Genomic DNA, 22,809 nt, shown 5'->3' with positions numbered 1-22,809 from the left:
ATAGTGTAACAAAGAAAAGAAGGAAATACTACGTACATTTCAATTGACATTTTTAGAAAGAGAGAATATCATACTGATAAAACCGATAAGAAAAAGGGGAATTTTTATGGGAACAGAATTTAATGGTTTATTTGATGAATGGGCTCATACGTACGACTCATTTGTACAAGGCGAAGATATACAATATAAAGAAGTTTTCGCCCATTATGAGGACATTTTAGAGGATGTAGTTAACAAGTCATTTGGCAACGTATTAGAATTTGGTGTTGGTACTGGCAATTTAACAAATAAATTATTACTTGCTGGTCGCACAGTTTACGGTATAGAACCGTCACGCGAAATGCGTACTATTGCAAAAGAGAAATTACCAAAAGAGTTTTCAATTACAGAGGGTGATTTTCTTTCATTTGAAGTCCCAAATTCAATCGATACTATTGTGAGCACTTACGCATTTCATCATTTAATAGATGAAGAAAAAGACGTAGCAATTGCGAAGTATAGTCAATTGCTAAACAAAGGTGGTAAAATAGTGTTTGCTGATACGATATTTGCAGATCAAGATGCATATGATAAAACTGTCGAAGTAGCAAAACAAAGAGGTTTTCATCAGTTAGCAAACGATTTGCAAACAGAATACTATACACGTATTCCGATCATGCAATCTATTTTTGAAAACAATGGCTTCCACGTAACGTTTACGAGATTAAATCATTTCGTTTGGGTAATGGAGGCAACTAAGCAATAGAAAGAGGGATTAGATTGAGAATTGCTGTAATTGGAGCAATGGAAGAAGAAGTACGTATTTTACGTGACAAACTAGAACAAGCAGAAACAGAAACTGTTGCAGGTTGTGAATTTACGAAAGGGCTATTGGCAGGGCATGAAGTAATCTTGCTAAAGTCTGGTATTGGTAAAGTAAATGCAGCGATGTCAACGACAATTTTATTAGAAAAATATAAGCCTGAAAAAGTAATTAATACTGGCTCAGCTGGTGGATTCCATCACTCTCTAAATGTTGGTGATGTAGTTATTTCAACAGAAGTTCGTCACCATGACGTAGATGTAACAGCATTTAACTACGAATATGGTCAAGTGCCAGGAATGCCACCTGGATTTAAAGCTGATGAGGCATTAGTTGCATTAGCTGAGAAATGTATGCAGGCAGAAGAAAATATTCAAGTTGTAAAAGGTATGATTGCAACAGGTGATTCATTTATGAGTGATCCGAACCGAGTTGCAGCAATTCGTGATAAATTTGAAGATCTTTATGCAGTAGAAATGGAAGCAGCAGCTGTTGCGCAAGTATGCCACCAATATGAAGTTCCGTTTGTTATTATTCGTGCACTTTCTGATATTGCTGGTAAAGAATCAAATGTTTCATTTGATCAATTTTTAGATCAAGCAGCTCTTCATTCTACAAACTTTATCGTAAAAGTACTAGAAGAGTTAAAGTAATGTAACAAAAAGGCAACTGTCTCATATAAAGAAAATACATACAGTTGCCTTTTCTTTATTGGCAAATAAGGGGGAGAACACGATGAATGTATATCGTGGAGTTCATGAGTTGATTGGCCATACACCAATCGTAGAAATTACTCGTTTTTCACTTCCGAAGGGAGTCCGTTTATTTGCAAAGCTTGAATTTTACAACCCAGGCGGAAGCGTTAAGGATCGTTTAGGAAGAGAATTAATTGAAGATGCACTAGAAAAAGGGCTTGTTGCAGAGGGCGGAACAATTATTGAACCGACGGCTGGGAATACTGGCATTGGACTGGCACTTGCAGCGTTAAAACATGATTTACGCGTCATTGTTTGTGTACCAGAGAAATTTAGTATTGAAAAACAAGAATTAATGAAAGCGCTAGGTGCAACGGTCGTGCATACACCGACTGAGCAAGGAATGACCGGCGCAATTGCAAAGGCAAAAGAATTAGTAAATGAAATACCGAATTCATACTCTCCAAGTCAGTTTGCGAATGAAGCAAACCCTCGTGCTTATTTCAAAACATTAGGTCCTGAACTTTGGGATGCATTGAATGGAGAAATTAACATATTTGTTGCAGGGGCAGGAACTGGCGGTACGTTTATGGGAACTGCGTCTTATTTAAAAGAAAAAAATATTGATATTAAAACGGTTATTGTAGAACCAGAAGGATCTATTTTAAATGGCGGTAAAGCTGGTTCACATGAAACAGAAGGGATTGGTCTTGAATTCATCCCGCCATTTTTAAAAACATCTTATTTTGATGAAATTCATACAATTTCTGATCGACATGCATTTTTACGAGTGAAAGAGTTAGCGCAAAAAGAAGGCCTTCTCGTTGGAAGCTCTTCAGGAGCGGCATTTCATGCAAGCTTACTTGAGGCAGAAAACGCAGCACCAGGTACAAATATTGTAACGATTTTTCCGGATAGCAGTGAGCGCTATTTAAGTAAAGACATATACAAAGGATGGGAATAAAAAATGAGAGCAAAGACAAAGTTAATTCATGGTATTCGCATAGGAGAACCTTCAACTGGATCTGTAAACGTGCCGATATATCAAACGAGTACGTACAAACAAGAAGCAGTTGGTAAGCATCAAGGATATGAATATTCACGAACAGGTAATCCAACACGTGCAGCTTTAGAAGAAATGATTGCTGTATTAGAAAATGGTCATGCTGGATTTGCATTTGGTTCAGGAATGGCTGCTATTACAGCAACAATTATGTTGTTCTCAAAAGGAGATCACGTCATTTTAACAGATGATGTTTATGGCGGAACGTACCGTGTTATTACGAAAGTATTAAACCGCTTCGGTATTGAGCATACATTTGTAGATACAACAAACCTAGAGGAAGTTGTAGAAGCGATTCGTCCAAATACGAAAGCGATTTATGTGGAAACACCAACGAATCCATTACTGAAAATTACTGATATTAAGAAAATATCCGCTCTTGCTAAAGAGAACGATTTATTAACAATTATTGATAACACATTCATGACGCCATATTGGCAGTCGCCAATTTCTTTAGGAGCAGACATTGTACTTCATAGTGCAACGAAATATTTAGGTGGGCATAGTGATGTAGTTGCAGGCCTAGTAGCTGTAAATAGCCCGCAACTAGCAGAAGACCTTCATTTCGTACAAAACTCAACAGGAGGTATTCTTGGACCACAAGACAGCTTCTTACTACTTCGTGGTTTAAAAACATTAGGAATTCGTATGGAGGAGCATGAAATAAATTCACGCGCAATTGCTGAGTTTTTAAATAACCATCCGAAAGTAAATAAAGTATATTATCCAGGTCTTGAATCACATCAAAATCATGAATTAGCAAAAGAACAGGCGAACGGATTTGGTGCAATCATCTCATTCGATGTAGATGGTGAAGAAACATTAAATAGAGTACTTGAGAAGTTACAGTACTTTACACTTGCTGAAAGCTTAGGAGCAGTAGAAAGTTTAATTTCCATTCCATCACAAATGACACATGCATCAATCCCAGCAGATCGCCGTAAAGAATTAGGAATTACAGATACATTAATTCGAATCTCTGTTGGTATTGAAGATGGAGAAGATTTAATTGAAGATTTGGCACAAGCACTAGCATAATAAAAATGCACTGCTAATATAGAGCAGTGCATTTTTATTATATTAATTTGTGAAACGTTTCACAAATTAGACATACACAAATGAAATGATTTCATGTATATTAAATTCATGAAATGTTATTCACGAACAAACTTGTGAAACGTTTCACAAACAATAGGATTCATGTAGGAAGGTAACTCTATTTTTTTACGCTAATCGGGACTTTTTATGACCTATAGGGACTTATAAAGTCCAAGATAGCAGAATAGGAGGAAATTTACATGGTAGTCAAAGAGAAAGTTGTAAATGAAATGCAAGAGGTAAAAGAGATGATTGATACGTTAGTAGATAACGGTCAAAAAGCTTTACAAGCATTAGAAAGTTTTACACAAGAGCAAATTGACAACATTGTTCATGAAATGGCGCTTGCGGGTGTCGATCAACATATGCCGCTTGCGAAGTTGGCTGTTGAAGAAACGGGCCGTGGCGTATATGAAGATAAATGCATTAAAAATATTTTTGCCACTGAATATATTTGGCATAGTATAAAGAAAGATAAAACGGTAGGAATTATTCATGAAGATCCTCATGAAGAAATAATAGAAATCGCAGAACCTGTCGGTGTAGTAGCTGGGGTAACGCCAGTAACGAACCCAACATCGACAACAATGTTTAAAGCATTAATCGCGATAAAAACGAGAAATCCAATTATTTTCGCATTTCATCCTTCTGCACAAAACTGTTCCGTTGCAGCGGCAAAAACAGTATATGATGCAGCAGTGAAAGCTGGTGCACCAAAGCATTGTATTCAATGGATTGAAAGACCTTCTGTGGAAGCAACGAAACAATTAATGAACCATGATGGTGTCGCACTCGTTCTAGCAACTGGAGGGGCTGGTATGGTGAAATCGGCTTATTCTACTGGTAAACCGGCGCTAGGTGTAGGGCCAGGTAATGTACCATGTTATATAGAGAAATCGGCACATGTAAAACGTGCTGTTAATGATTTGATTTTATCGAAAACATTTGATAACGGTATGATTTGTGCGTCAGAACAAGCCATCATTGTAGATAAGGAAATCTATAATGATGTTAAAGCGGAAATGATTGCAAATAATTGTTATTTTGTAACAGAGGAAGAGAGAAAGAAATTAGAAAAGCTTGTTATTAATGAAAATACATGTGCAGTAAATAGTGATATTGTTGGGAAATCAGCACAGTATATTGCTGAATTAGTAGGAATTACTGTACCTGAACATACAAAAATGCTTGTAGCTGAAATTAAAGGCATCGGAGCAGCGTATCCACTATCTCGTGAGAAACTGAGCCCAGTGTTAGCTTGTGTAAAAGCAAATTCATTAGAAGAAGGATTTACATATTGCGAAGAAATGTTAGAGCTTGGTGGCCTAGGGCATTCAGCGGTTATCCATTCTACAAATAAAGAAGTACAAAAACAATTTGGGTTACGTATGAAAGCCTGCCGTCTCATTGTAAATGCACCTTCATCACAAGGTGGAATTGGTGATATATATAATGGATTTATTCCATCACTTACGCTTGGTTGTGGCTCCTACGGGAAAAACTCAGTTTCCCAAAACGTAACGGCGACTCATTTATTAAATATAAAAAGGTTGGCAAATAGAAAAAAGAATATGCAGTGGTTCAAATTACCACCCAAAATTTATTTTGAAAAACATGCGACAGCATATTTAGCAAACATGCCTAACATTTCCCGCGCATTTATTGTAACGGATCCAGGGATGGTTGAGCACGGTTATGTAGATACAGTTACGCACTATTTACGTAAGCATGCAAATGATGTGAAAGTTGAAGTTTTCTTTGAAGTTGAGCCAGATCCATCAGATGAAACTGTATTTAAAGGTGCGGACATGATGAAAAGCTTTAAACCAGATGTAATTATCGCGCTTGGTGGCGGTTCAGCTATGGATGCAGCAAAAGGGATGTGGCTATTCTATGAGCACCCAGAAACGACATTCTATGGAATAAAACAGAAGTTTTTAGATATAAGAAAACGTACATGTAAGTATCCGAACTTGGGAAATAAAGCACAATTTGTTGCCATTCCAACAACATCAGGGACGGGATCAGAAGTGACGCCATTTGCGGTTATTACAGATAAGAAAAATAATATTAAATACCCGCTTGCGGATTATGAATTAACACCAGATGTAGCGATTGTTGATCCGCAATTTGTAATGACAGTACCACCTCATGTGACGGCAGATACTGGTATGGACGTATTAACACATGCAATTGAAGCGTATGTGTCTGTTCTGGCAAATGACTATACTGATGGTTTAGCATTAAAAGCAATTGATCTCGTATTTAAATATTTACCGAGAGCGTATAAAGATGGAAATGATGAAGAAGCACGAGAAAAAATGCATAATGCTTCCGCAATCGCAGGGATGGCATTTGCAAATGCTTTCCTAGGTATTAATCATAGTTTAGCGCATAAAATTGGACCGGAATTCCATATTCCGCATGGACGTGCGAATGCAATTCTTATGCCGCACGTAGTTCGCTATAATGCTATTAAGCCAAGAAAACACGCATTGTTCCCAAAATATGAGCACTTTGTGGCTGATGAACGCTATGCACATATTGCGAGAATGCTCGGGCTTCCAGCAAGCTCAACAGCGGAAGGTGTGGAATCACTCGTCCAAGCAATTATTGAGCTTGGAAAAAGCTTAAATATAAATATGAGTATTGCAGGACAAGGAGTTGCTAAAGAACAATTTGAAGGGGTTGTTGGATTATTAGCAGAAAGAGCTTTTGAAGATCAATGTACAACAGCTAATCCAAAATTACCGCTCATTTCAGAGCTGAAAGAAATCTATATGGAAGCATATAAAGGCGTATAATAGATAAAAAAGAGCCGCGAGTAAGCGGCTCTTTTTTACTTTGGAAAACATCTCCCAGATTGGTTCCATTTACTTGTCTTTAAGCTTGATAGAATGTGATAAAGTGAGGATGGGAGTGATAAGCAGATGAAAGAATTACAAGAAAAAATAGCAGATTATACCCGGTTTGCACAAGTACTTTTAGCTATAAGTACATTTTTAATGATCGGTTTATTAATTCCAAGTGGAATAAAAAGTATGGTACAGTCTTTTGTTATGATGGGGAGTATTATTGTATTTTTAGTTCTTGCTTTTTTCTTCTTTAAGCGTGTTAGAACGATGCGTGATCAATTAGAGGAGAGCGAATATGAAGAAAATTGTTAAATAGGGCGCTACGAAAAGAAGAAATCTTTTTGTAGCGTTTTTTCATTTTTGTAGAAAATGTATGCGTTTCATATTGACAATGATAATCCTTATCAATTAAAGTAGAATAGTAGTTAATGATTATTATTATCAATTAGAGGTGAAAGAATGAACAAATCTATTACGCTGTTCACAGCGATCTTATCTATTTTTTTCTTATTAATAGGTTGCAGTGCAAAAGAAAACGAAAAAGCATCCGCAACAAAAACAGACAAAGGAACAGACAAAATCGAAATTACCGATCTCTCAGACAGAAAGATAACATTCAATAAAGTTCCTGAAAGTTTTGCTACGTTGAGTATGGGAGACATGGATATTATTCATGCTTTAGGTGGAAAAATAGTAGGTCGTCCTGATACAAAATTAACTCTCCCAGAGGAATTAAAGAAAGCACAAGTAATCGGGAATGCACATCAACCGAATTTTGAGCAAATTGCTAGTTTAAAACCGGATGTACTTGTTGCTAACAATGGATTCCAAAAGAACATTCCAACGGTCGAAGGACAAGGAACAAAAGTAATCATTTCTTCAGCAAACTCTGTAAAAGATATTCAAAAGGGTATTGAAATGTATGGAACAGTAATGAAGAAAGAAGATAAAGCAAAAGAGCTTAACCAAAAAATTAATGATCAAATGAAGAAATATGAGAAAAAGAGTGAAGTTAAAGCGTTGCTAGTTTATGGAGCACCAGGCACTTATTTAGCAGCATTACCAACATCTCTATCAGGGGATATTTTAGAAAAAACAGGCGGGAAAAATATCGCAGCTAGTTTTCCAGAAATGAAAGAGTATCCGCAATATGCACAGCTAAGTGTAGAACGTATTATTGAAGCAAATCCAGATGTGATTTATTTAATTACACATGGAGATCCCAATAGTGTGAAAAAAGCATTTGAAGGCGAAATGATGAAAAATGAAGCATGGAAAAATTTAGATGCAGTAAAACAAAATCGTGTAGTTATTTTACCACCAGATTTATTTGGATCAAATCCTGGGACAAAAGTTACAGAAGCGATGGACTTTATGTATAAAAGTATACAAGATGTAAGGAAATGATAAGTATGGAGAGTAGTGAAATAGTAAGAGAAAAGGAACATCCTTTTGCGAGAAAAAGGTGGATAATAACAGTTACTTTAGTCGTATTAACTGTTCTAGGTCTTTTTTATGGCCTTTTTGCAGGGAGCTTATCTTTTTCTTTACGAGACATTATAGAAGGTATACAAGATGAAGGTTCGACAGTTCATCGAATTGTATGGGATCTTCGTATACCGAGAGTGCTCGTTGGTTTTATAGTAGGAACGTGTTTAGCTGCATCAGGAGCATTATTGCAAGGGGTTATGAGAAATCCTCTTGCAGATCCTGGAATTATCGGAGTTTCATCAGGAGCAGGTCTTGTAGCAATTATAATCATGATTTTATTTCCTCAACATATGGCATTCTTACCACTAGGAGCGTTTTTAGGAGCTTTTATTACAGCAATGGTCATTTACGCACTATCATGGCAAAAGGGGGCGCCACCTTCACGAATTGTATTAGTAGGTGTTTCAATAAACGCCTTAATTGGTGCAGCGACTTCAGCGCTAATGTTATTACATAGCGACAAAGTACAATCAGTTTTACCGTGGTTAGCTGGTGGTATTGGTGGTGTTAGTTGGGCACATTTAAATATGATTATTTACTATGCGATATTCGCTATTATATTAGCTTTCTTCGGTATTAAACATATTCGAGTATTAATGCTTGGGGATGAAATGGCAAAATTATTAGGATATAACGTGGAAAGAAGTCGGTTTTATTTAATAGTAGTAAGTACAATGTTAGCTGGAATAGCAGTTAGTGTTTCTGGTCTTATTGGATTTGTCGGTCTTGTTGTACCGCATATGTTACGTTTATTAGTTGGAAATGACTATAAATATTTACTGCCATTATCATGCCTTGGCGGTGGGATATTACTTGTTTTTGCGGATGCGATAGCTCGAAGTTGGTTCGATCCAATCGAATTGCCTGTTGGTATTTTATTGTCCTTCTTAGGTGGTCCGTTCTTCTTATATTTAATCCATAGAGGAGGAAAACAACGTGATTTCCGTTAACAAAGTGTTTTACGCACATTCTGAAAGATTTCAAATGCAAAATATGAATGTACATATTAAAGCTGGAGAAATCGTTAGTTTAATCGGTCCGAATGGATCGGGGAAATCTACTTTGCTTCGTTTAATAGCACGGCTACTTAAACAAAGCGAAGGAGACATCATTTTAGATGGGGAAAATATTTATACGATGAAGAGTGCAGATGTAGCGAAGCAATTAGCGATGTTACCACAAATGCACGATCATCAATTAGATTTAACAGTGAAAGAACTAATAGAGTTCGGAAGAGGTCCTCATAAATCATGGAGTAGTCGCTTAAATAAAGAAGATGAAGAAATTGTTGATTGGGCATTGTCTGTTACAAAGCTTGAAGGGTATGAATATCGTCTTTTACAATCCTTATCAGGAGGAGAAAGGCAACGTGCTTGGATTGCAATGACGCTTGCACAACGCACAAATGTCTTACTATTAGATGAACCAACAACCTTTTTAGATATCGTCCATCAGTTAGAAGTAATGGAACTTGTTAAACGATTAAACGAAGAGTTTGGTATGACGATTGTAATGGTTTTACATGATATTAATCAAGCGGCTCAATATAGCGATCGTTTACTCGTATTAAAACAAGGGAAGATTCAGTATGATGGCGTACCAGAAGAAGTACTATGTCATCAAATGTTTCAGCGTGTATTTGGAATTGAAGTTGATATATTCCAAGGGAGTGACAAGCCATTTTTTACACCGAAACGAATTTGTGAAAAGGGAGAAGAGAGATGCAAACAGACGAGCGTATTACCACTGAGTTAGTAAGGGAATTTGTTATGGCAGCTCACGGAGATCTAGAAAGAGTACAGGAGCTTTTGGCCGAATCACCGAGCTTACTTCATGCTTCTTATAATTGGGGTGGCTCAGATTGGGAAAGTGCCTTAGGAGCAGCGGCCCATGTAGGCCGTAAAGATATTGCTCTTTATTTACTGGAAAAGGGAGCTCGGATGGATATTTTTGCAGCAGCTATGCTGGGTGAACTTGAAGTCGTACAAGCCATTTTAGTAGCACAACCAGAAGCATTACGTGCATCTGGCCCACATGGCATCTCTCTTCTTCAACATGCACGAATGGGTGGAGAAAAAGCTCAGCGTGTATTTGAGTACTTAACAGTGCTTTCTTAATGACCGCAAAGTTCTTATGTGCGGTAAACTTTCCACTCAAAGGATTGGAAGGTTTACCGCCCGTTAGAACGGGATAAGTATCTAGTATATTTGAAAATCCTACACCCCCTCAATTGTAGTTTTCTTTATACTAGTTATGATATAGATGCAGTAGACACTCTTTTGTCTACTGCTTTTTTTTGATATAATACACTTTTGTAAGATTGAATTTTCTTTCTTTTTGGTGAATTTCTTGATATGAATTATTCAACACTTACGTAGTTTGAAATATGTTGTTATGTAATGAGGCTCAAAATGATGGGAGTGAATAAAAGAGTGTTCCATACAGATCGCTTACAATTTCGCAAATATACAATGGATGATTTACCATTTTATGCTTCTTTATGGGGGGATGAGAAGGTAATGCGCTATATTGGAAATGGAACGTTAAAAACATTTATGCAATGTAAAAAAAGTTTGGAGGAGAGGGTACTTCCAAATTATAAAAATGGTCTCGGTTTATTTGTAATGATTGAAAAGGAAACAGGGATAAGAATTGGTCATGCAGGACTTGTCAAGCAGAAGGTAGATGGAAAAGAGGAAATTGAGATTGGCTATTGGCTACTTCCTAAGTATTGGGGGAAAGGGTATGCGAAAGAGGCTGCGGCGGCATTTCGAGACTATGGTTTTCAAGCATTACAAATGAATAAATTAATTTCACTTATTAATCCGAACCACCCAGCTTCAATATTTGTTGCTAGAAAAACAGGGCTTAGTTATGAGAAAACAACTTCATTTCATGAGATGGATGTTCTCGTTTATTCCATTAAGCGGGTTGGATGAAAAAAGGTGAATTGCATTTTTTGGAGAATGGTATATAAAAAATAAAGGGAGGGATTACATGTATATTTATCATAATGGACTAATTATTCGTGAAGGAACGAATGGAGTGCCAGCATATGCGATTAAGACATTATTTGAAGATGCTGGCTGGAGTAATGATAATATCCCTTCTTGGCAAATTGAAAAGTTTACGATTGCATTTGAAAATTCAACATGGGCTTTCACAATTTGGGATGAAGAAGAAATGGTCGCGATGGTTAGAGTGATTTCTGATCAAATCATGGTTGCTAACATAGTAAATTTAGTTGTGAAGTGTGAGTATAGGGGGAAAGGGTTAGGTAAGAAACTTGTAGCTCTTTGTTTACAAAAGCTTCCGCATGGCGATTGGTTTGCGCATACGTCCGCTAACAATTTTGATTTTTATAGAAGTTGTGATTTTGAAGTAAGAGAGTTATCAAGAAATGGAACATGTGCGTACTATGGGTATCAAGTGGCAAAAGAGGAAGGGCATCGATAACTTATAAGGTAATAAAGAAAAAGGATTGCTATTTTAATAATATAAACTGAACTGAGACTCATTTTGTGATAAAATAAAAGAAAATTCAGTTTATTAAACGGGGGATAAAAATGAATGTAAAAGTTGGGGATATATTTAAATACGAAAGAAGATTTACCGAGGAAGAAGTTTTTGAATTTGCAAATATTACAGGCGATAAAGGTAGACATCATATGGAATATGATGAGAATGGACGATTAATGGTCCATGGTTTATTGACTGCTAGCATTGGGACGAAAGTAGGCGAAGAGTTACATTACATAGCGAGGGAATTAGTAAGTGAGTTTATTAGACCAGTTTTTACAGGAGATACGGTTACTTGTGAATTAACTTTAACAAATATTGAGCAAATGGAAGGATATAAAAAAGTTTCAATTGAGTCAGTTTACCGCAATCAACATGAAAAGACCGTACTAGTTGGGACGAGTTATGGAATTATAAGGGAATAAAAAAGAAGCCTGTTACGAAACAGGCTTCTTTTTTATCGTTTAGTAAACACGTTTTCGATTTTCCGCATGACTGGAGATAAGTAATAATGCAGATTCTTCACCTATATTGCGAACAATATGAGGAACGCATGCATTCCAAGAGAAAGAATCACCTTCTTCTACAATCGCAATATCTTCTCCATGTTGAACTTCTAGTTTTCCGCGTAATACAAGATGACACTCTTCACCTTCATGAGCATTTGGTGAGTTTTCTTTCGGGAATCCGGCAGAAATTTCTACTAGAGATAGGCGGAGACCACCTTGCTCCGCAACATGCTCAATTCTTTGTTCATCTTTTCCATACACACTGTATTTACGCTCTTCTTTTTTTACAATTTTTAAACGATCTTTTTGTTCTAACAATAAATATGGAAGGGGAACATTTAAAAAATTAGCGATCATTTCTAAAGTTGAGATAGATGGTGATGTTTTATTGTTTTCAACCTGACTCATAAAGCCTTTAGAAAGACCTGTTCCTTCACAAATTTGGGCAATCGTAATTCCTCTACGTTGACGAATTTCACGAATCGCAGAACCGATATTCATAAAATCATGCTCCTTTTTGTAAACAACTATTTGTATCATAGCAAAAAAAAAATATTTTTTCTCATGAAAAATGAATTGACGAATAAAAATAATTAGTGTATGTTTTGTAATGTAAATAAAAGTTTTGTATAACAAAACTATAAAGGAGAGAAAGAAATGAATCAACATATTGGTAACTTAATTATTCGTATCGTGTTAGGGGTAACGTTCTTTATGCACGGTTTAACAAAATTCCAATCAGGAATTGACAATATTGCAGGGTGGTTTACAAGCATTGGTTTACCAGGAGGACTTGCATACGGTGTAGCAACAGTTGAATTAGTTGGAGGTCTATTGTTAATTCTAGGTTTAGGCGTAAGGTATATTGGCTTATTATTTGCACTTGTTATGGTTGGAGCGATTGTGAAAGTAAAATGGTCAGCTGGTTTGTTAGGAGACGGGAAAAATCCTGGATTTGAGTTAGAACTTGCATTATTAGCGATGGGTGCTTACTTATTTGTTGCGAAAGCTAATGGTTTTGTAGATAATTTCTTAAAAGAGAAAATGTTAAAGAAGAATTAATTAAAATGGGGGTATAACAAAATGGGCTTTCCACTTCATCCCGAAACAACACTTGGGGTTGTTCATTTATATGTATCAAATTTAAAGAAATCGCTAGAGTTTTATACAGAAGTATTGCGTATGAAGGTACTGGAAGAAAAAAGTACAATCGTTACGTTTGGTAATGAGGACAATGAGCCACTTCTCATAATAGAAGAAAAGGAAGACGCTCTTCCGAAGCAAAGAGGTCGAACTGGTTTATATCACTATGCAATTTTATTACCAAACAGACAAGACTTAGCAAATATTCTTCGTCACTTTGTTGAGAGAGTACACCCATTACATGGTGGGGCTGACCATTACTTTAGTGAAGCTCTTTATTTAGCTGATCCAGATGGAAACGGGATTGAAATTTATCATGATCGCCAAAAAGAAGTTTGGCATGATGAAAATGGAGAGTTACCATTTGTTAGTAACCCGTTAGACGGCGAAGGATTATTACAGCAAGGAAATACATGGAATGGGTTCCCGGCTGGTACTGTGATGGGGCACATTCATTTACATGTAGCTGACTTAGAAGAAGCGAAACGTTTCTATGTTGATGGCCTTGGTTTTGATGTAACGATTCCAGCTCGTAATGGAGCGTTGTTCGTATCAGCAGGTGGTTATCATCACCATATCGGTTTAAATACATGGCAGGGTGAAGGTATACCACCACAAATGCCAAATTCCGTTGGTTTGAAATATTTCACAATTGTACTAGCAGATGAAAAACAAAAAGAGCAAGTGTGTGAAAGTTTAAAATATATTGGCGTAGTTGCTACGTATAAAGATGGAATATTACAGGCCAAGGATCCGTTTGGACATTGTATACATTTTAAAGTGAAAGGAGAAGCCTAAAAAGGCTTCTCTTTTTTCACTTTCTTATAATAGCTTTTTCATTTTGTAAAAATAGGTCATCAAATTGCTTTGCAAGGTCAAAATCTAGTTTCGTTAAACCTTTTGCATTCCATGATGACAAAGTAATAATGACTGCTTTATACTGGATAAGGATAAATGGGTGGTGATTATGTTCTTCTGATAGTTTGGCGGCTTCAGAGACAAATTCGACTCCTTTTAAGTAGTCGGAAAACATATATTTTCTTTCAATCCATTTTTCATCTTTCACTGTCCATTTATCCAGCTTTGTTAATTCCTCTTGTACTTCTTCATTAGTTAATCGTAGCATCATTTTTCACATCCTTTACCTGCAGTAACGCAAGACCATTGTTAATAAGACGTGTTACAGATTCTTCAGTTGTGAAAGTAGAAAGTTGTTGTAATAATGCTGCTGATGCTTCGTGACCTTTGTTATGTTCTAAAAGCAATTCTAAAATTTCAAGACGAAGTAACCATTCTTTCGGATAAAATTTATTTAATACTTTTTGAATAGCTATTAATTGATCAGTATGAGTATCGTGTAAAATACTATCGTTACGTATATCTCGAACTGTTTGATACATACGTTCAAGCTTATTCAGTACAAGTGGATCAGGCGTTTCTTGTACTTCTTCATTCATCGGGAAAAATGCAGCCGCATCTGCCGCTCCTGGGAATACAGAAGTGATTTGTGAGCCGACAGCCATATCAAATGCTCCCCATGAAGGATCAAATAATAAGCGATCTTTATGAGTAACTGCACAATTTATAAAGGAGATAAGAGCAATTTTTTTATCATTCTTTACAATGTCTGTTACTGTTCCTTTTACATGAATGCCACTTGCAAAAGTAAACTCTGCACTGCTTCCAATTGTAATGCCTAATGATTGTAATTGTTCTTCTGTACAATTTTCTAATGCAATATCTCCATCTAGTAATCCGATTGGTGTCCCGAATCCATCGCTGTGCACAGATGTAGAATGATTTGCTAGTTGTTTATTATGAATTGCTAATGCAGTTGGTGAGCTTGTTCGTGTGTAAATAACTTCACCAGTATCATTTTTAATTGTCTCTGTAAATGTACCCGTAATTTGTAATCCACTACTTAGCTCAGTTGTAGCATGATTTTCGGAGCGGATTGCTTTTTCTAATCCTTCTGTTCCACCTGTTTTAAATGCCATCGTTGTAGAGAACTGCTCAAGGGCCTCAGTCAATTCTTCAAATGATTCACAAACAAATAGCTGTGGTTGCATTTTTGTTACATCATAAGTTGTCCCGGTGCAAGCTTCAATTGAGAATGGGACTTTCTTTACAGCGTTTGTTAAGCAATGCTTACTTTCACCGACAGAGGAAAGGAGACCAGCACCGTAAATTTTCGGATCATTTATATTGCCGATTAAGCCGTATTCCACTGTCCACCAGAATAAACGTGAAATTTGTTCTGCTTCTGATAAACCAGAAACTAAGTTTTGTTTTTCGATTACAGCATTTTCAGCAACTGTAACTTCTTCAGGTGTAGAAGTAGGGCTTTCTTTTACGATCGTTAATGTACGAACGGCTTCAAAAGCATCATGTTCTTCTTTTGTGGAGAAAGCTTTCGCTCCAATTTGTCCAAAGCGTTTCACATATTTTGCATATGTAGAATCAAGCAAAATCGGTGCGTGGCCTGCAGCTTCATGAACGATATCAGGAGCGGGTGTATACTCGATATTTTCTACTTTACGAATATCTGTTGCGATTGGTAGTAATCCATGCCCCTGAAAATCGAAGAATGCGACGCCGGGAATAAGTCCGTCAATCGTTACGGCACCCCAGCCGCTTGGTGCTAAACAGTCATTCATTTCTTCTACTTTTGGAATTGCATCTATATTAATACCAGATGATTGTAGTCCGTTAACATAGGATGGATGAGCAACATCTTTTAAGAAGCTATGGTTTTGTCTCATAATGTAACGCCAAACAGCGTGATTCACCGGTGTGTATTGATCATAATGCTGTGTGGATACGAATGGTTTTAAATGTGATGGAATTTCTTTTTTCTTTGTCATTTAGACGTCCTCCTTTTTCTCTATAAAAATGAATACCAGTTTTGTATAGCTTGTACCACCTCCTTTCAGAATTGTAAGCGCTTATAAAATTTTATCATAACATTCGAAATTCTTTAACAACTGTTTGCGTGAGAAATAGAAAAATCCCCTATCGGAAAATCCGATAGGGGCGAAAAAATCGCGGTACCACCCTATTTGTAAGTGAAAATATACTTACATCTCAACTAATGATAACGGAAAAATCCCGTCTTTTCCTTCATGCATAAAAGCACTACGAAAAAGAAGCTCCAGAATTGTAATTCGTACTTATATATGTGCTAATTCCCACCGACCATTAGCTCTCTGAAACAGGGATACAAGATACTACTGCGATTCTTTCAACGCGTATATATGAAGTTATTTAAAAGGGAAGGACGCAAAAAAGCCCCTATCGGAAAATCCGATAGGGACGATAAAAATCGCGGTACCACCCTATTTGTAAACAATTAATTGTTTACCACTTACTTTAAGATAACGGAAAGATCCGTCTTTCTCTTCATGCATAAAAAGCATTACGGGAAAGAAGCTCCAGAATTGTAATTCACGCTTGTATATGTACTGATTCGCACCAACCATCAGTTCTCTGAGACAGGGATATAAGTCGCTACTAGTATTCCTTCAAAGCCGATATATAATTCGTTCAACTAAACTATGTTTTGTATTATAAAACTATATTTAAAAGCTTGTCAACAATAATTTTATTATCTCACTTCTAAATCGACGTTTAAATTAGACTTATTTCCAGCTGCATCGGTTGCTACAATATGAATTGTATTCTTTCCTTGTTGTAATTGACTACGATCGAAATAAATTTCATAGTTTTTCTCCCAAGGATTTAGGTATGCACTTTCCCATGCTCCATTTCCGTTAATTTCATACTGTATCGTTACGGGATGTCCTGGAGCAACCCATCCGGATTCTGCCATCCAATCCAAAAGTATATCATCTACTTTACCTCTAATTACGAGGTTTTCTTGATCTACTTCAGACGATAATTTCGGTGCAGTACGATCGACAAACACAGCTCCTGTCTGTTTCGTTTCTCCACCAGAGTTAGAAGCAACAGCTTCGATTTGGTATAAGCCATCAGGTAGAGGAGATCCGTCAGTTTTCGTACCATTCCATTTGAAAGATTTATAACCAGGTGTTTCGTTTTTACCTTGATGTATCATGCCTTGATATGTTACACGGTCTTTCGTAATTAAATTAGCGTGAAATGTTACATCCTCAACTGGTGTAACTAAATAGTAATTGATCAGGTTGTCATCTAGTATTCCATCATTATTTGGACTAAAAGTAGAATTAACGATTTCAAGACCATCAATACGTTTGTATTCTTTCGGATCAATGCTAAACGTAAATGGAATACGCATTTCTTCAGTCTTACCTTGCTCTTTCACATATAGATTTCCTGTATATACACCTTGTGGTAAGGAGCTATCTACAGTAATAGTAAAAGGCTTTTCAATGTTACTATTAGGTTTCACACTAATAGAAGAAGAGAAAGAAGTCTGGACTTTTGTTTTTGTATCTAGTAATTCAATGCGAGTTGAAAAGTTTTTCTTTTTGTTAGAAAGATTTTGTAACGTAATATTTTGTGTTAACTTCACTTTGCCGCTATTAGGTTTAATAAGACCGAAACTTACATTGTTAGGTTTCACTAATGCATCTGTTTGGGCTGCTTTTGGAATGTTAATTAAACCAGATCCTTGTGCCATGACAGGATATGCATTTTCATTGACATCCTTTAATGTTTTTGCAGTGTTGGCAAGAGCTGCTTTCAATTGTTCTGTCGTCCAATCAGGATGCATTTGACGCAGCAGGGCAACGGCTCCCGCTACTTGTGGCGCAGCCATACTTGTTCCGTCGTGAGATTCACAGCCACCTCTCGGCACTGTACTAGTAATTTTCACTCCAGGTGCAACTATATCAGGTTTTATAAGCCAACTACCTTGTGATGGTCCTCTTGAACTAAAGTTACCAATAAGTTCTGTTTGCTTTGGTTGTCCAATTTTTATATTTTTCTTTCGTTTTGTAATTAAAGTTTTTAACTCTTCGCCATTTGTATTTGATAGTTGCATAACTGGAAGAGCTACATCTTCACGTGCAAAATATTCGGGCATAATATTAATTTCTTTTTCGTTAGAAATTAGTAGCACGCCAAGAGCGCCAGCTTGTTTCGCTTGTTCTGCTTTTACTAATGTGCTCGAAGTTCCTTGTAAAACAAGGGCGAACTTACCTTTTACATCTTGTTTAGCGTAATCGCTTGAATTACCGTAGCCAACATAGACAAGCTGAGCATCGTTTCCTACTTGGAAGTCTGCTTTTGATAACGGTAATCCTTGGTAAGATTTATTGGAACCAGCTACTTGGAATGTTGGAAATGGAATAGAAACTGTAGATGCTCCAACAGAGATGACACTACTTGCGTTACCAGGAGCGTCAACAGACCAAGGTTTTGGTCCATCATTTCCATTTGAGACGACCGCAGTAACACCAAGTTTTGCTGCGCGTTCTAACGTCATTGTTACAGGTGATCAGGTACATTCAAATCTTGACCAAGAGATAGATTTAAAACATCGGCACCATCTTGAATAGCGCGCTCAATACCTTGAATAATATCTTCGGTCGTACCAGTACCACCATCATTCATGACACGGTAAGCAAGTATAGAAGCATTCGGAGCAATCCCCTTTATTTTTCCGTTACCAGCAATAATTCCTGCAACATGGGTACCGTGAACGTTTCCATCCATCGGATCATTATCCTCATCGACTGTATCATAGCCACCGATATAATTTGCTTGTAAATCAGGATGGGTATAGTCGACACCTGAATCGATAATAGCGACTTTCATCCCTTTTCCATCAAGGGATTTGCCAGTCGGATCTTTTAAATTCCAAGCTTCAGGTGCACCAACTGTAGGGCCTCCAACGTTTGGTGTTTCTTGATCTGCTAGGCTTTTTGACGTTTCATGTAATTTATATGTTAAGTTCGGATAAATTGCTTTTACTTCAGGTAAAGAAGCTAGAGCGGCAATTTGATCCCCTGGGATAGAAATAGAAAATCCAGAAAATAACGTACTATACGTTTCTTTTATCGTTGCTTTCGGTGCTTTTTCTTTTATTTTCTTTGTTGTATCCTCTTGTGCTTTTTTTAGTTGTGCATGGTATGATTGCACATTGCTATTTTGTAGGTCCGGAGCATGTTGAATGTTACTTTGTGAAGCGAGTGGAGCATGCTGCAATTCTACAATAACTGAAATTTCTTTTGATGTTTTTGTTTCAACATTTTGCGCGATTTTGTTTTCTCCCCATTGTTCAATATTTGCTTTTAACTGTGGGCTAAATTGCTTTTCTTTTTGCAGTGATTCAGCATGGGCGCTTAATGCTCCAAAGCTCGAAAAGACGAGCGCCATACTTAATAGTGTTGATGTAGTTTTCTTCATTGAAACTCCCCCTAATAAAAAGTGTCAATTTTCCGAAAATAAATATTACATTTTTATCGTTAATTATAGGAACGGATGTTGGCTAAACTATACATTCGACATAATTCATACCAAACCTCTTTGAATTGAAAATTTCTTGGGGAATTTTTTGGGATTATGTCGAATGGCTAAAAATTGCATACAGTAAGCGAAATATGAGGAATGCTAAAGGGGAAAATGGGGGTGCTACATGAAAAGGTTTATAGTAAGTGGAATCGTGATTTTGTTCCTTTTTTTCTGTTCAAGTTCTATTACTAGCGCAGAAAACAATGGAGTAAAAGTTGCCTTTATTCGTAATCATAATCTATGGATTAAAGTCGGTGAAAAAGAAAAACAAATTACAAAAGGAGAGTACATAACAGGGCCGAAATGGTCACACAATGGAGAATGGCTTGCATATGCAAAAGGAAAGAAGCGAAATCACTTTGAACTGTATCGGCTGAAAGATGGAAAGAAAGTTACGCCATCTCAATCAGAAGCATCGAATTATCAATGGTCACCAACAGAGAATATAATTGCATTTGTATTTGCACGCACATTAAATACATTTGATGCTGAAAAAAAGAAAGCAGATTTTGAAAACGTAGCTAATGGTGTAGGTGACTATGCATGGTATCCTGATGGTAAGAAGTTTCTTGTATCATCAGAAGCGTACTTGCTTCCAACAGGATGGACAGGTGCTCAGTTATATGAAATACAAAAGGATGCAAATATGAATCCTCATAAGATGAAACATTTATATGCACTACCGAATGAGCATGATGACTTTTTAGCATTAGTTGGAAGTGGATTTAAGTGGTCGCCAGATCAAAAATGGATTTCGTTTTTGGCAGTACCAACAGCTTCTTTGTCAGCTGATGGTAATACCCTTTGCTTAATTCGAGCAGAGGGCAGTCGTTTTGAAACAGTAGATCAAATGTTATTAAACACACAATGGTTCAAATGGGCGCCATCAAAGAATATATTAGCCTATATTGAAGGAAGCGGGAGAGTGGCTTTAGAGAATAAGCATTTAAAAATAAAAGAATTGCCGGCTCTCCAGCAAAATACATTTACTCCAAAAGGCTATGTTGATTGGGATTTCACATGGAAGAATGATAATGTAATTATCGTTTCAAGGGCAAAGGAAGCAGAGCTATCGGTCCCTCTAGAAAAAAGACCACTACCATCTTTATATGAAATAAATAGTACAACAGATGAACAACATCAAATTACAAAGCCATCAAATAGCCAAGGCGATTATAACCCTATTTTTAGTAAGAAAAGCAACCAATTAATGTGGCTCCGTTCAAATCGTAAGAAAGCTGATGTATGGCTTGCTCATAACGATGGAAAACATGAAAAGAAGTGGATTGAAAATATAGATGTGCCAGAGTGGTATTATGAGAAATGGAATTGGGAAGATGTCGTTTCGGTTAAAGACGAGTAAAAAAAACCTGCCTAAAATATAATTTTTAGGCAGGTTTTTCAATGTTATTTATGTGTTTTATTTGGCTTTTTTTTCGCAGGGTTTCCGTTCCCTTGGCGCTTTCTATTTTGTTCATCTTTTGCTTGTTTTTCATGTAATGTATCTAAAAAGTCATTTGAGTTACTCATTTTTATATCTCTCCTTTTTTCATTGCGTCCTAGTTACTATAACCATTTAGGAGGATAATCATGAGATAAAAGTTAAGCGCTTAGTTTTCTTCGGTAGTATACGTAAAATATGCCATATGTAATGAATAACATAAGTAAAACTTGTAACTCTACATTTTTTTTAAAAATAGTTGCGACAGAAGATGGTAAGTAAGGTGATGTATCGCTCGTTCCTAAACTTAACCATTTGTTTAAGAGGTTCATGATACAAAATATGAAAACACCAGACCAGCTTGCGATAATTGCTTTTTGTTTAATTTTTGTTTCACGCTCATCATCTGTAATCCAAGGATTAGCAGTTTTATCACTATTAAAAAAGCCATTTATGTATCCCCATATGATCATTCCCATAAAGACGATAATCCATTTCATATTTGTAATCCTCCTCTTCTTGTAAAAAGTATTTTACATATATGATTGTAATATTTTTCAAACGTTGGTGTCGAACACTTTTTACATTCTGCTTTTTAAAATAGCAGGAGTAAAGAAAAAAATAGGGAAGAAATATGTGAGACCATTTTCTAGTGAGAGGAAGAGGAGAATGAAACTTATTTTTGTTCGGCATGGTGAAGGTGAACATACGAAAGATTTACCATTAAGTTTACAAGCAGTGAATCCGCCATTGACGGGCGTGGGAAATAAGCAGGCTGAATTGCTTCAGTGCGATGTACCATTACAAGAAAAGGATATATTAATCGCTAGTCCTACACTTCGAACTTTACAAACTGCGACAATATGGAGTGCGGAAGTTGCTTGTCAAAAAATTGTTCACCCATATATATCCCCACGTATTTTTCCTTATCGGGAATCCGCCAAAACATTACCGTGCGATCAATTGTTAGATCGAAAGATAATACAAAATTTATTTCCACATTTTTCATTAGAAGAAAGTAGAAATGAATTGTTATGGAATGAGGGAGTCAATATCATCTCGGAGATGGAATTTCAGCAAATAGTAGATGAATTTCTGCACTGGTGCTATCAGTTAAAAGCAGAAAAAATTTGTATCGTTGCACACGATGGAACAATTACAGCGTATAGGCAATATTTACAGAAAGTCGCTTTAACTAGAGCTGATTTTTTGAAAGAAACGGGTATATATGAAATGGACTTATAGGAGAAGAAATTTGTAATGGAAGAGTTAGGAGAAGATGTGTACGACTTAAATGAGCCGAGAGTATACTTTAGCGTAGCGGAAATTAAGTAATATGCAAAATTGCATATTACACATATTGTAAATGGTTGGTATAAGTTTGGGGAGTTGAAACTAGTAGAATCCTTTTTACATAATGGTGTAAAATCATATGTTGGATTGATAGATTATGTAGATGGAAATGTAGCACTTATGTTTACAATACGCCTATTTTACGGGTTTATTAACCATGACAAAACGTTAGAAGAAGTTGTTCGAGAAGCGAGATTAACCGATGAGGAGACATGTACATTTCGAGTATATAAACAATATGAAACGGATTTATTCTATATTCGAATGAATGCGTTTCACATTTAACTCACAGTTTTTTTACATTTTCTTCAATGAAAATGATTATCACCTGTGGTATGATATGTTCAAGTTTTTACAGGTAATAAAAGTTACTATATAAACGTT

The 22,809-nt window shown here is 36.4% G+C and carries 22 protein-coding genes, 2 pseudogenes and 2 other annotated features; of the genes and pseudogenes, 18 read left to right on the top strand and 6 right to left on the bottom strand.

All coding sequences use genetic code 11. The features are described 5' to 3' along the window. The first annotated feature begins 106 nt into the window (after positions 1–106). The 13 genes from MR066_RS11715 to MR066_RS11655 all read left to right on the top strand — a co-directional run bounded on the left by MR066_RS11715 (position 107) and on the right by MR066_RS11655 (position 11,948). Positions 107–745 carry a class I SAM-dependent DNA methyltransferase gene (locus tag MR066_RS11715; protein WP_002015267.1) on the top strand — a complete coding sequence of 213 codons (639 nt, stop codon included), beginning with the start codon at positions 107–109 and terminating at the stop codon, positions 743–745. A 14-nt stretch (positions 746–759) separates the two neighbouring features. Beyond that, positions 760–1,455: a 5'-methylthioadenosine/S-adenosylhomocysteine nucleosidase gene (gene mtnN, locus MR066_RS11710; protein WP_002015266.1), complete on the top strand. Its 696-nt coding sequence runs from the start codon at positions 760–762 to the stop codon at positions 1,453–1,455. 82 nt (positions 1,456–1,537) lie between these two features. Then, complete coding sequence (locus MR066_RS11705; RefSeq protein ID WP_242247205.1) at positions 1,538–2,461, top strand: O-acetylserine dependent cystathionine beta-synthase; 924 nt, start codon at positions 1,538–1,540, stop codon at positions 2,459–2,461. 3 nt (positions 2,462–2,464) lie between these two features. Continuing rightward, the gene (locus tag MR066_RS11700) at positions 2,465–3,598 is read left to right on the top strand and encodes a bifunctional cystathionine gamma-lyase/homocysteine desulfhydrase (protein WP_242247203.1); all 1,134 of its coding nucleotides are present in this window, start codon (positions 2,465–2,467) and stop codon (positions 3,596–3,598) included. A 260-nt stretch (positions 3,599–3,858) separates the two neighbouring features. Next, positions 3,859–6,462 carry a bifunctional acetaldehyde-CoA/alcohol dehydrogenase gene (gene adhE / locus MR066_RS11695; protein WP_242247194.1) on the top strand — a complete coding sequence of 868 codons (2,604 nt, stop codon included), beginning with the start codon at positions 3,859–3,861 and terminating at the stop codon, positions 6,460–6,462. A 126-nt stretch (positions 6,463–6,588) separates the two neighbouring features. Further along, the gene (locus tag MR066_RS11690; protein ID WP_002034123.1) at positions 6,589–6,825 is read left to right on the top strand and encodes a YrhC family protein; all 237 of its coding nucleotides are present in this window, start codon (positions 6,589–6,591) and stop codon (positions 6,823–6,825) included. A 147-nt stretch (positions 6,826–6,972) separates the two neighbouring features. Then, positions 6,973–7,920, top strand: coding sequence for an ABC transporter substrate-binding protein (locus MR066_RS11685; RefSeq protein WP_242247193.1), 948 nt, complete (start codon positions 6,973–6,975; stop codon positions 7,918–7,920). A gap of 5 nt (positions 7,921–7,925) precedes the next feature. Then, on the top strand, positions 7,926–8,954 hold the full coding sequence (locus MR066_RS11680; RefSeq protein WP_002015259.1) for a FecCD family ABC transporter permease: 1,029 nt from the start codon (positions 7,926–7,928) through the stop codon (positions 8,952–8,954). Then, positions 8,941–9,759: an ABC transporter ATP-binding protein gene (locus MR066_RS11675; protein WP_002129193.1), complete on the top strand. Its 819-nt coding sequence runs from the start codon at positions 8,941–8,943 to the stop codon at positions 9,757–9,759. The genes MR066_RS11680 and MR066_RS11675 overlap by 14 nt, the downstream gene beginning before the upstream one ends. Then, positions 9,726–10,121 (top strand): ankyrin repeat domain-containing protein, encoded by a 396-nt coding sequence (locus tag MR066_RS11670; RefSeq protein WP_002129192.1) that lies wholly within the window; start codon positions 9,726–9,728, stop codon positions 10,119–10,121. The genes MR066_RS11675 and MR066_RS11670 overlap by 34 nt, the downstream gene beginning before the upstream one ends. A 294-nt stretch (positions 10,122–10,415) precedes the next feature. Then, entirely contained in the window at positions 10,416–10,943 is a 528-nt protein-coding gene (locus MR066_RS11665) for a GNAT family N-acetyltransferase (RefSeq protein ID WP_002015253.1), read from the top strand. A gap of 58 nt (positions 10,944–11,001) precedes the next feature. Continuing rightward, complete coding sequence (locus MR066_RS11660; RefSeq protein WP_002129190.1) at positions 11,002–11,460, top strand: GNAT family N-acetyltransferase; 459 nt, start codon at positions 11,002–11,004, stop codon at positions 11,458–11,460. 110 nt (positions 11,461–11,570) lie between these two features. Next, on the top strand, positions 11,571–11,948 hold the full coding sequence (locus MR066_RS11655; RefSeq protein WP_002015250.1) for a hotdog family protein: 378 nt from the start codon (positions 11,571–11,573) through the stop codon (positions 11,946–11,948). A gap of 39 nt (positions 11,949–11,987) precedes the next feature. Here the strand turns inward: MR066_RS11655 and MR066_RS11650 are convergent, their stop codons facing one another. Further along, positions 11,988–12,533: a helix-turn-helix domain-containing protein gene (locus tag MR066_RS11650; RefSeq protein ID WP_002015249.1), complete on the bottom strand. Its 546-nt coding sequence runs from the start codon at positions 12,531–12,533 to the stop codon at positions 11,988–11,990. A 156-nt stretch (positions 12,534–12,689) separates the two neighbouring features. Between MR066_RS11650 and MR066_RS11645 the strand changes: the two genes are divergently transcribed. Together MR066_RS11645 and MR066_RS11640 are read left to right on the top strand one after the other, a co-directional pair. Further along, the gene (locus MR066_RS11645) at positions 12,690–13,094 is read left to right on the top strand and encodes a DoxX family protein (protein WP_002015248.1); all 405 of its coding nucleotides are present in this window, start codon (positions 12,690–12,692) and stop codon (positions 13,092–13,094) included. A 21-nt stretch (positions 13,095–13,115) separates the two neighbouring features. Next, positions 13,116–13,973, top strand: coding sequence for a VOC family protein (locus MR066_RS11640; RefSeq protein WP_002143199.1), 858 nt, complete (start codon positions 13,116–13,118; stop codon positions 13,971–13,973). A gap of 16 nt (positions 13,974–13,989) precedes the next feature. Here MR066_RS11640 and MR066_RS11635 read toward each other — a convergent pair whose 3' ends face one another. From MR066_RS11635 to MR066_RS11625, 3 genes and pseudogenes are all read right to left on the bottom strand, one after another. Continuing rightward, positions 13,990–14,304, bottom strand: a complete 315-nt coding sequence (locus MR066_RS11635; protein WP_002143198.1) for a 4a-hydroxytetrahydrobiopterin dehydratase — start codon at positions 14,302–14,304, stop codon at positions 13,990–13,992. Further along, complete coding sequence (locus MR066_RS11630; protein ID WP_242247192.1) at positions 14,285–16,039, bottom strand: aromatic amino acid hydroxylase; 1,755 nt, start codon at positions 16,037–16,039, stop codon at positions 14,285–14,287. Before MR066_RS11630 ends, MR066_RS11635 begins: the two co-directional genes overlap by 20 nt. Positions 16,040–16,201: 162 nt before the next feature. Then, positions 16,202–16,429 (bottom strand) — a binding site (T-box leader). Between the two features lie 51 nt (positions 16,430–16,480). Next, positions 16,481–16,709: a binding site (T-box leader), on the bottom strand. Positions 16,710–16,779: 70 nt separating this feature from the next. Next, a pseudogene (locus MR066_RS11625) lies at positions 16,780–19,526 on the bottom strand (S8 family serine peptidase). A gap of 229 nt (positions 19,527–19,755) precedes the next feature. Between MR066_RS11625 and MR066_RS11620 the strand changes: the two are divergent. Further along, positions 19,756–20,994, top strand: coding sequence for a TolB family protein (locus MR066_RS11620; protein ID WP_242247190.1), 1,239 nt, complete (start codon positions 19,756–19,758; stop codon positions 20,992–20,994). A gap of 44 nt (positions 20,995–21,038) precedes the next feature. Here MR066_RS11620 and MR066_RS11615 read toward each other — a convergent pair whose 3' ends face one another. Both MR066_RS11615 and MR066_RS11610 read right to left on the bottom strand, forming a co-directional pair. Next, a complete protein-coding gene (locus tag MR066_RS11615; protein ID WP_000071861.1) occupies positions 21,039–21,161 on the bottom strand; it encodes a DUF4023 domain-containing protein in 123 nt (40 codons plus the stop codon). Between the two features lie 72 nt (positions 21,162–21,233). Further along, the gene (locus tag MR066_RS11610; protein ID WP_242247188.1) at positions 21,234–21,572 is read right to left on the bottom strand and encodes a phosphoglycerate mutase; all 339 of its coding nucleotides are present in this window, start codon (positions 21,570–21,572) and stop codon (positions 21,234–21,236) included. A gap of 169 nt (positions 21,573–21,741) precedes the next feature. Here MR066_RS11610 and MR066_RS11605 point away from each other — a divergent pair, with 169 nt between their 5' ends. Next, a complete protein-coding gene (locus tag MR066_RS11605) occupies positions 21,742–22,317 on the top strand; it encodes a histidine phosphatase family protein (RefSeq protein ID WP_193662504.1) in 576 nt (191 codons plus the stop codon). Beyond that, positions 22,318–22,710, top strand: a pseudogene (locus MR066_RS11600) (hypothetical protein); the annotation flags it as partial. Positions 22,711–22,809 lie beyond the last annotated feature (99 nt).

The organism is Bacillus cereus group sp. BfR-BA-01523 (assembly GCF_022662615.1).
Taxonomy (GTDB): Bacteria; Bacillota; Bacilli; order Bacillales; family Bacillaceae_G; genus Bacillus_A; species Bacillus_A mycoides.
The sequence above is the reverse complement of the archived record's forward strand: the minus strand, read 5'-3'. Positions and strand labels throughout refer to the sequence as shown.

Coding starts and splice junctions, on each gene's coding strand:
- MR066_RS11645 (WP_002015248.1), top strand. CDS start 12,690: ATGAATCAACATATTGGTAACTTAATTATTCGTATCGTGTTAGGGGTA.
- MR066_RS11705 (WP_242247205.1), top strand. CDS start 1,538: ATGAATGTATATCGTGGAGTTCATGAGTTGATTGGCCATACACCAATC.
- adhE (WP_242247194.1), top strand. CDS start 3,859: ATGGTAGTCAAAGAGAAAGTTGTAAATGAAATGCAAGAGGTAAAAGAG.
- MR066_RS11650 (WP_002015249.1), bottom strand. CDS start 12,533: ATGAATATCGGTTCTGCGATTCGTGAAATTCGTCAACGTAGAGGAATT.
- MR066_RS11685 (WP_242247193.1), top strand. CDS start 6,973: ATGAACAAATCTATTACGCTGTTCACAGCGATCTTATCTATTTTTTTC.
- MR066_RS11640 (WP_002143199.1), top strand. CDS start 13,116: ATGGGCTTTCCACTTCATCCCGAAACAACACTTGGGGTTGTTCATTTA.
- MR066_RS11715 (WP_002015267.1), top strand. CDS start 107: ATGGGAACAGAATTTAATGGTTTATTTGATGAATGGGCTCATACGTAC.
- MR066_RS11680 (WP_002015259.1), top strand. CDS start 7,926: ATGGAGAGTAGTGAAATAGTAAGAGAAAAGGAACATCCTTTTGCGAGA.
- MR066_RS11615 (WP_000071861.1), bottom strand. CDS start 21,161: ATGAGTAACTCAAATGACTTTTTAGATACATTACATGAAAAACAAGCA.
- MR066_RS11610 (WP_242247188.1), bottom strand. CDS start 21,572: ATGAAATGGATTATCGTCTTTATGGGAATGATCATATGGGGATACATA.
- MR066_RS11655 (WP_002015250.1), top strand. CDS start 11,571: ATGAATGTAAAAGTTGGGGATATATTTAAATACGAAAGAAGATTTACC.
- MR066_RS11670 (WP_002129192.1), top strand. CDS start 9,726: ATGCAAACAGACGAGCGTATTACCACTGAGTTAGTAAGGGAATTTGTT.
- MR066_RS11630 (WP_242247192.1), bottom strand. CDS start 16,039: ATGACAAAGAAAAAAGAAATTCCATCACATTTAAAACCATTCGTATCC.
- MR066_RS11660 (WP_002129190.1), top strand. CDS start 11,002: ATGTATATTTATCATAATGGACTAATTATTCGTGAAGGAACGAATGGA.
- MR066_RS11620 (WP_242247190.1), top strand. CDS start 19,756: ATGAAAAGGTTTATAGTAAGTGGAATCGTGATTTTGTTCCTTTTTTTC.
- MR066_RS11665 (WP_002015253.1), top strand. CDS start 10,416: ATGATGGGAGTGAATAAAAGAGTGTTCCATACAGATCGCTTACAATTT.
- MR066_RS11690 (WP_002034123.1), top strand. CDS start 6,589: ATGAAAGAATTACAAGAAAAAATAGCAGATTATACCCGGTTTGCACAA.
- MR066_RS11605 (WP_193662504.1), top strand. CDS start 21,742: ATGAAACTTATTTTTGTTCGGCATGGTGAAGGTGAACATACGAAAGAT.
- MR066_RS11700 (WP_242247203.1), top strand. CDS start 2,465: ATGAGAGCAAAGACAAAGTTAATTCATGGTATTCGCATAGGAGAACCT.
- MR066_RS11635 (WP_002143198.1), bottom strand. CDS start 14,304: ATGATGCTACGATTAACTAATGAAGAAGTACAAGAGGAATTAACAAAG.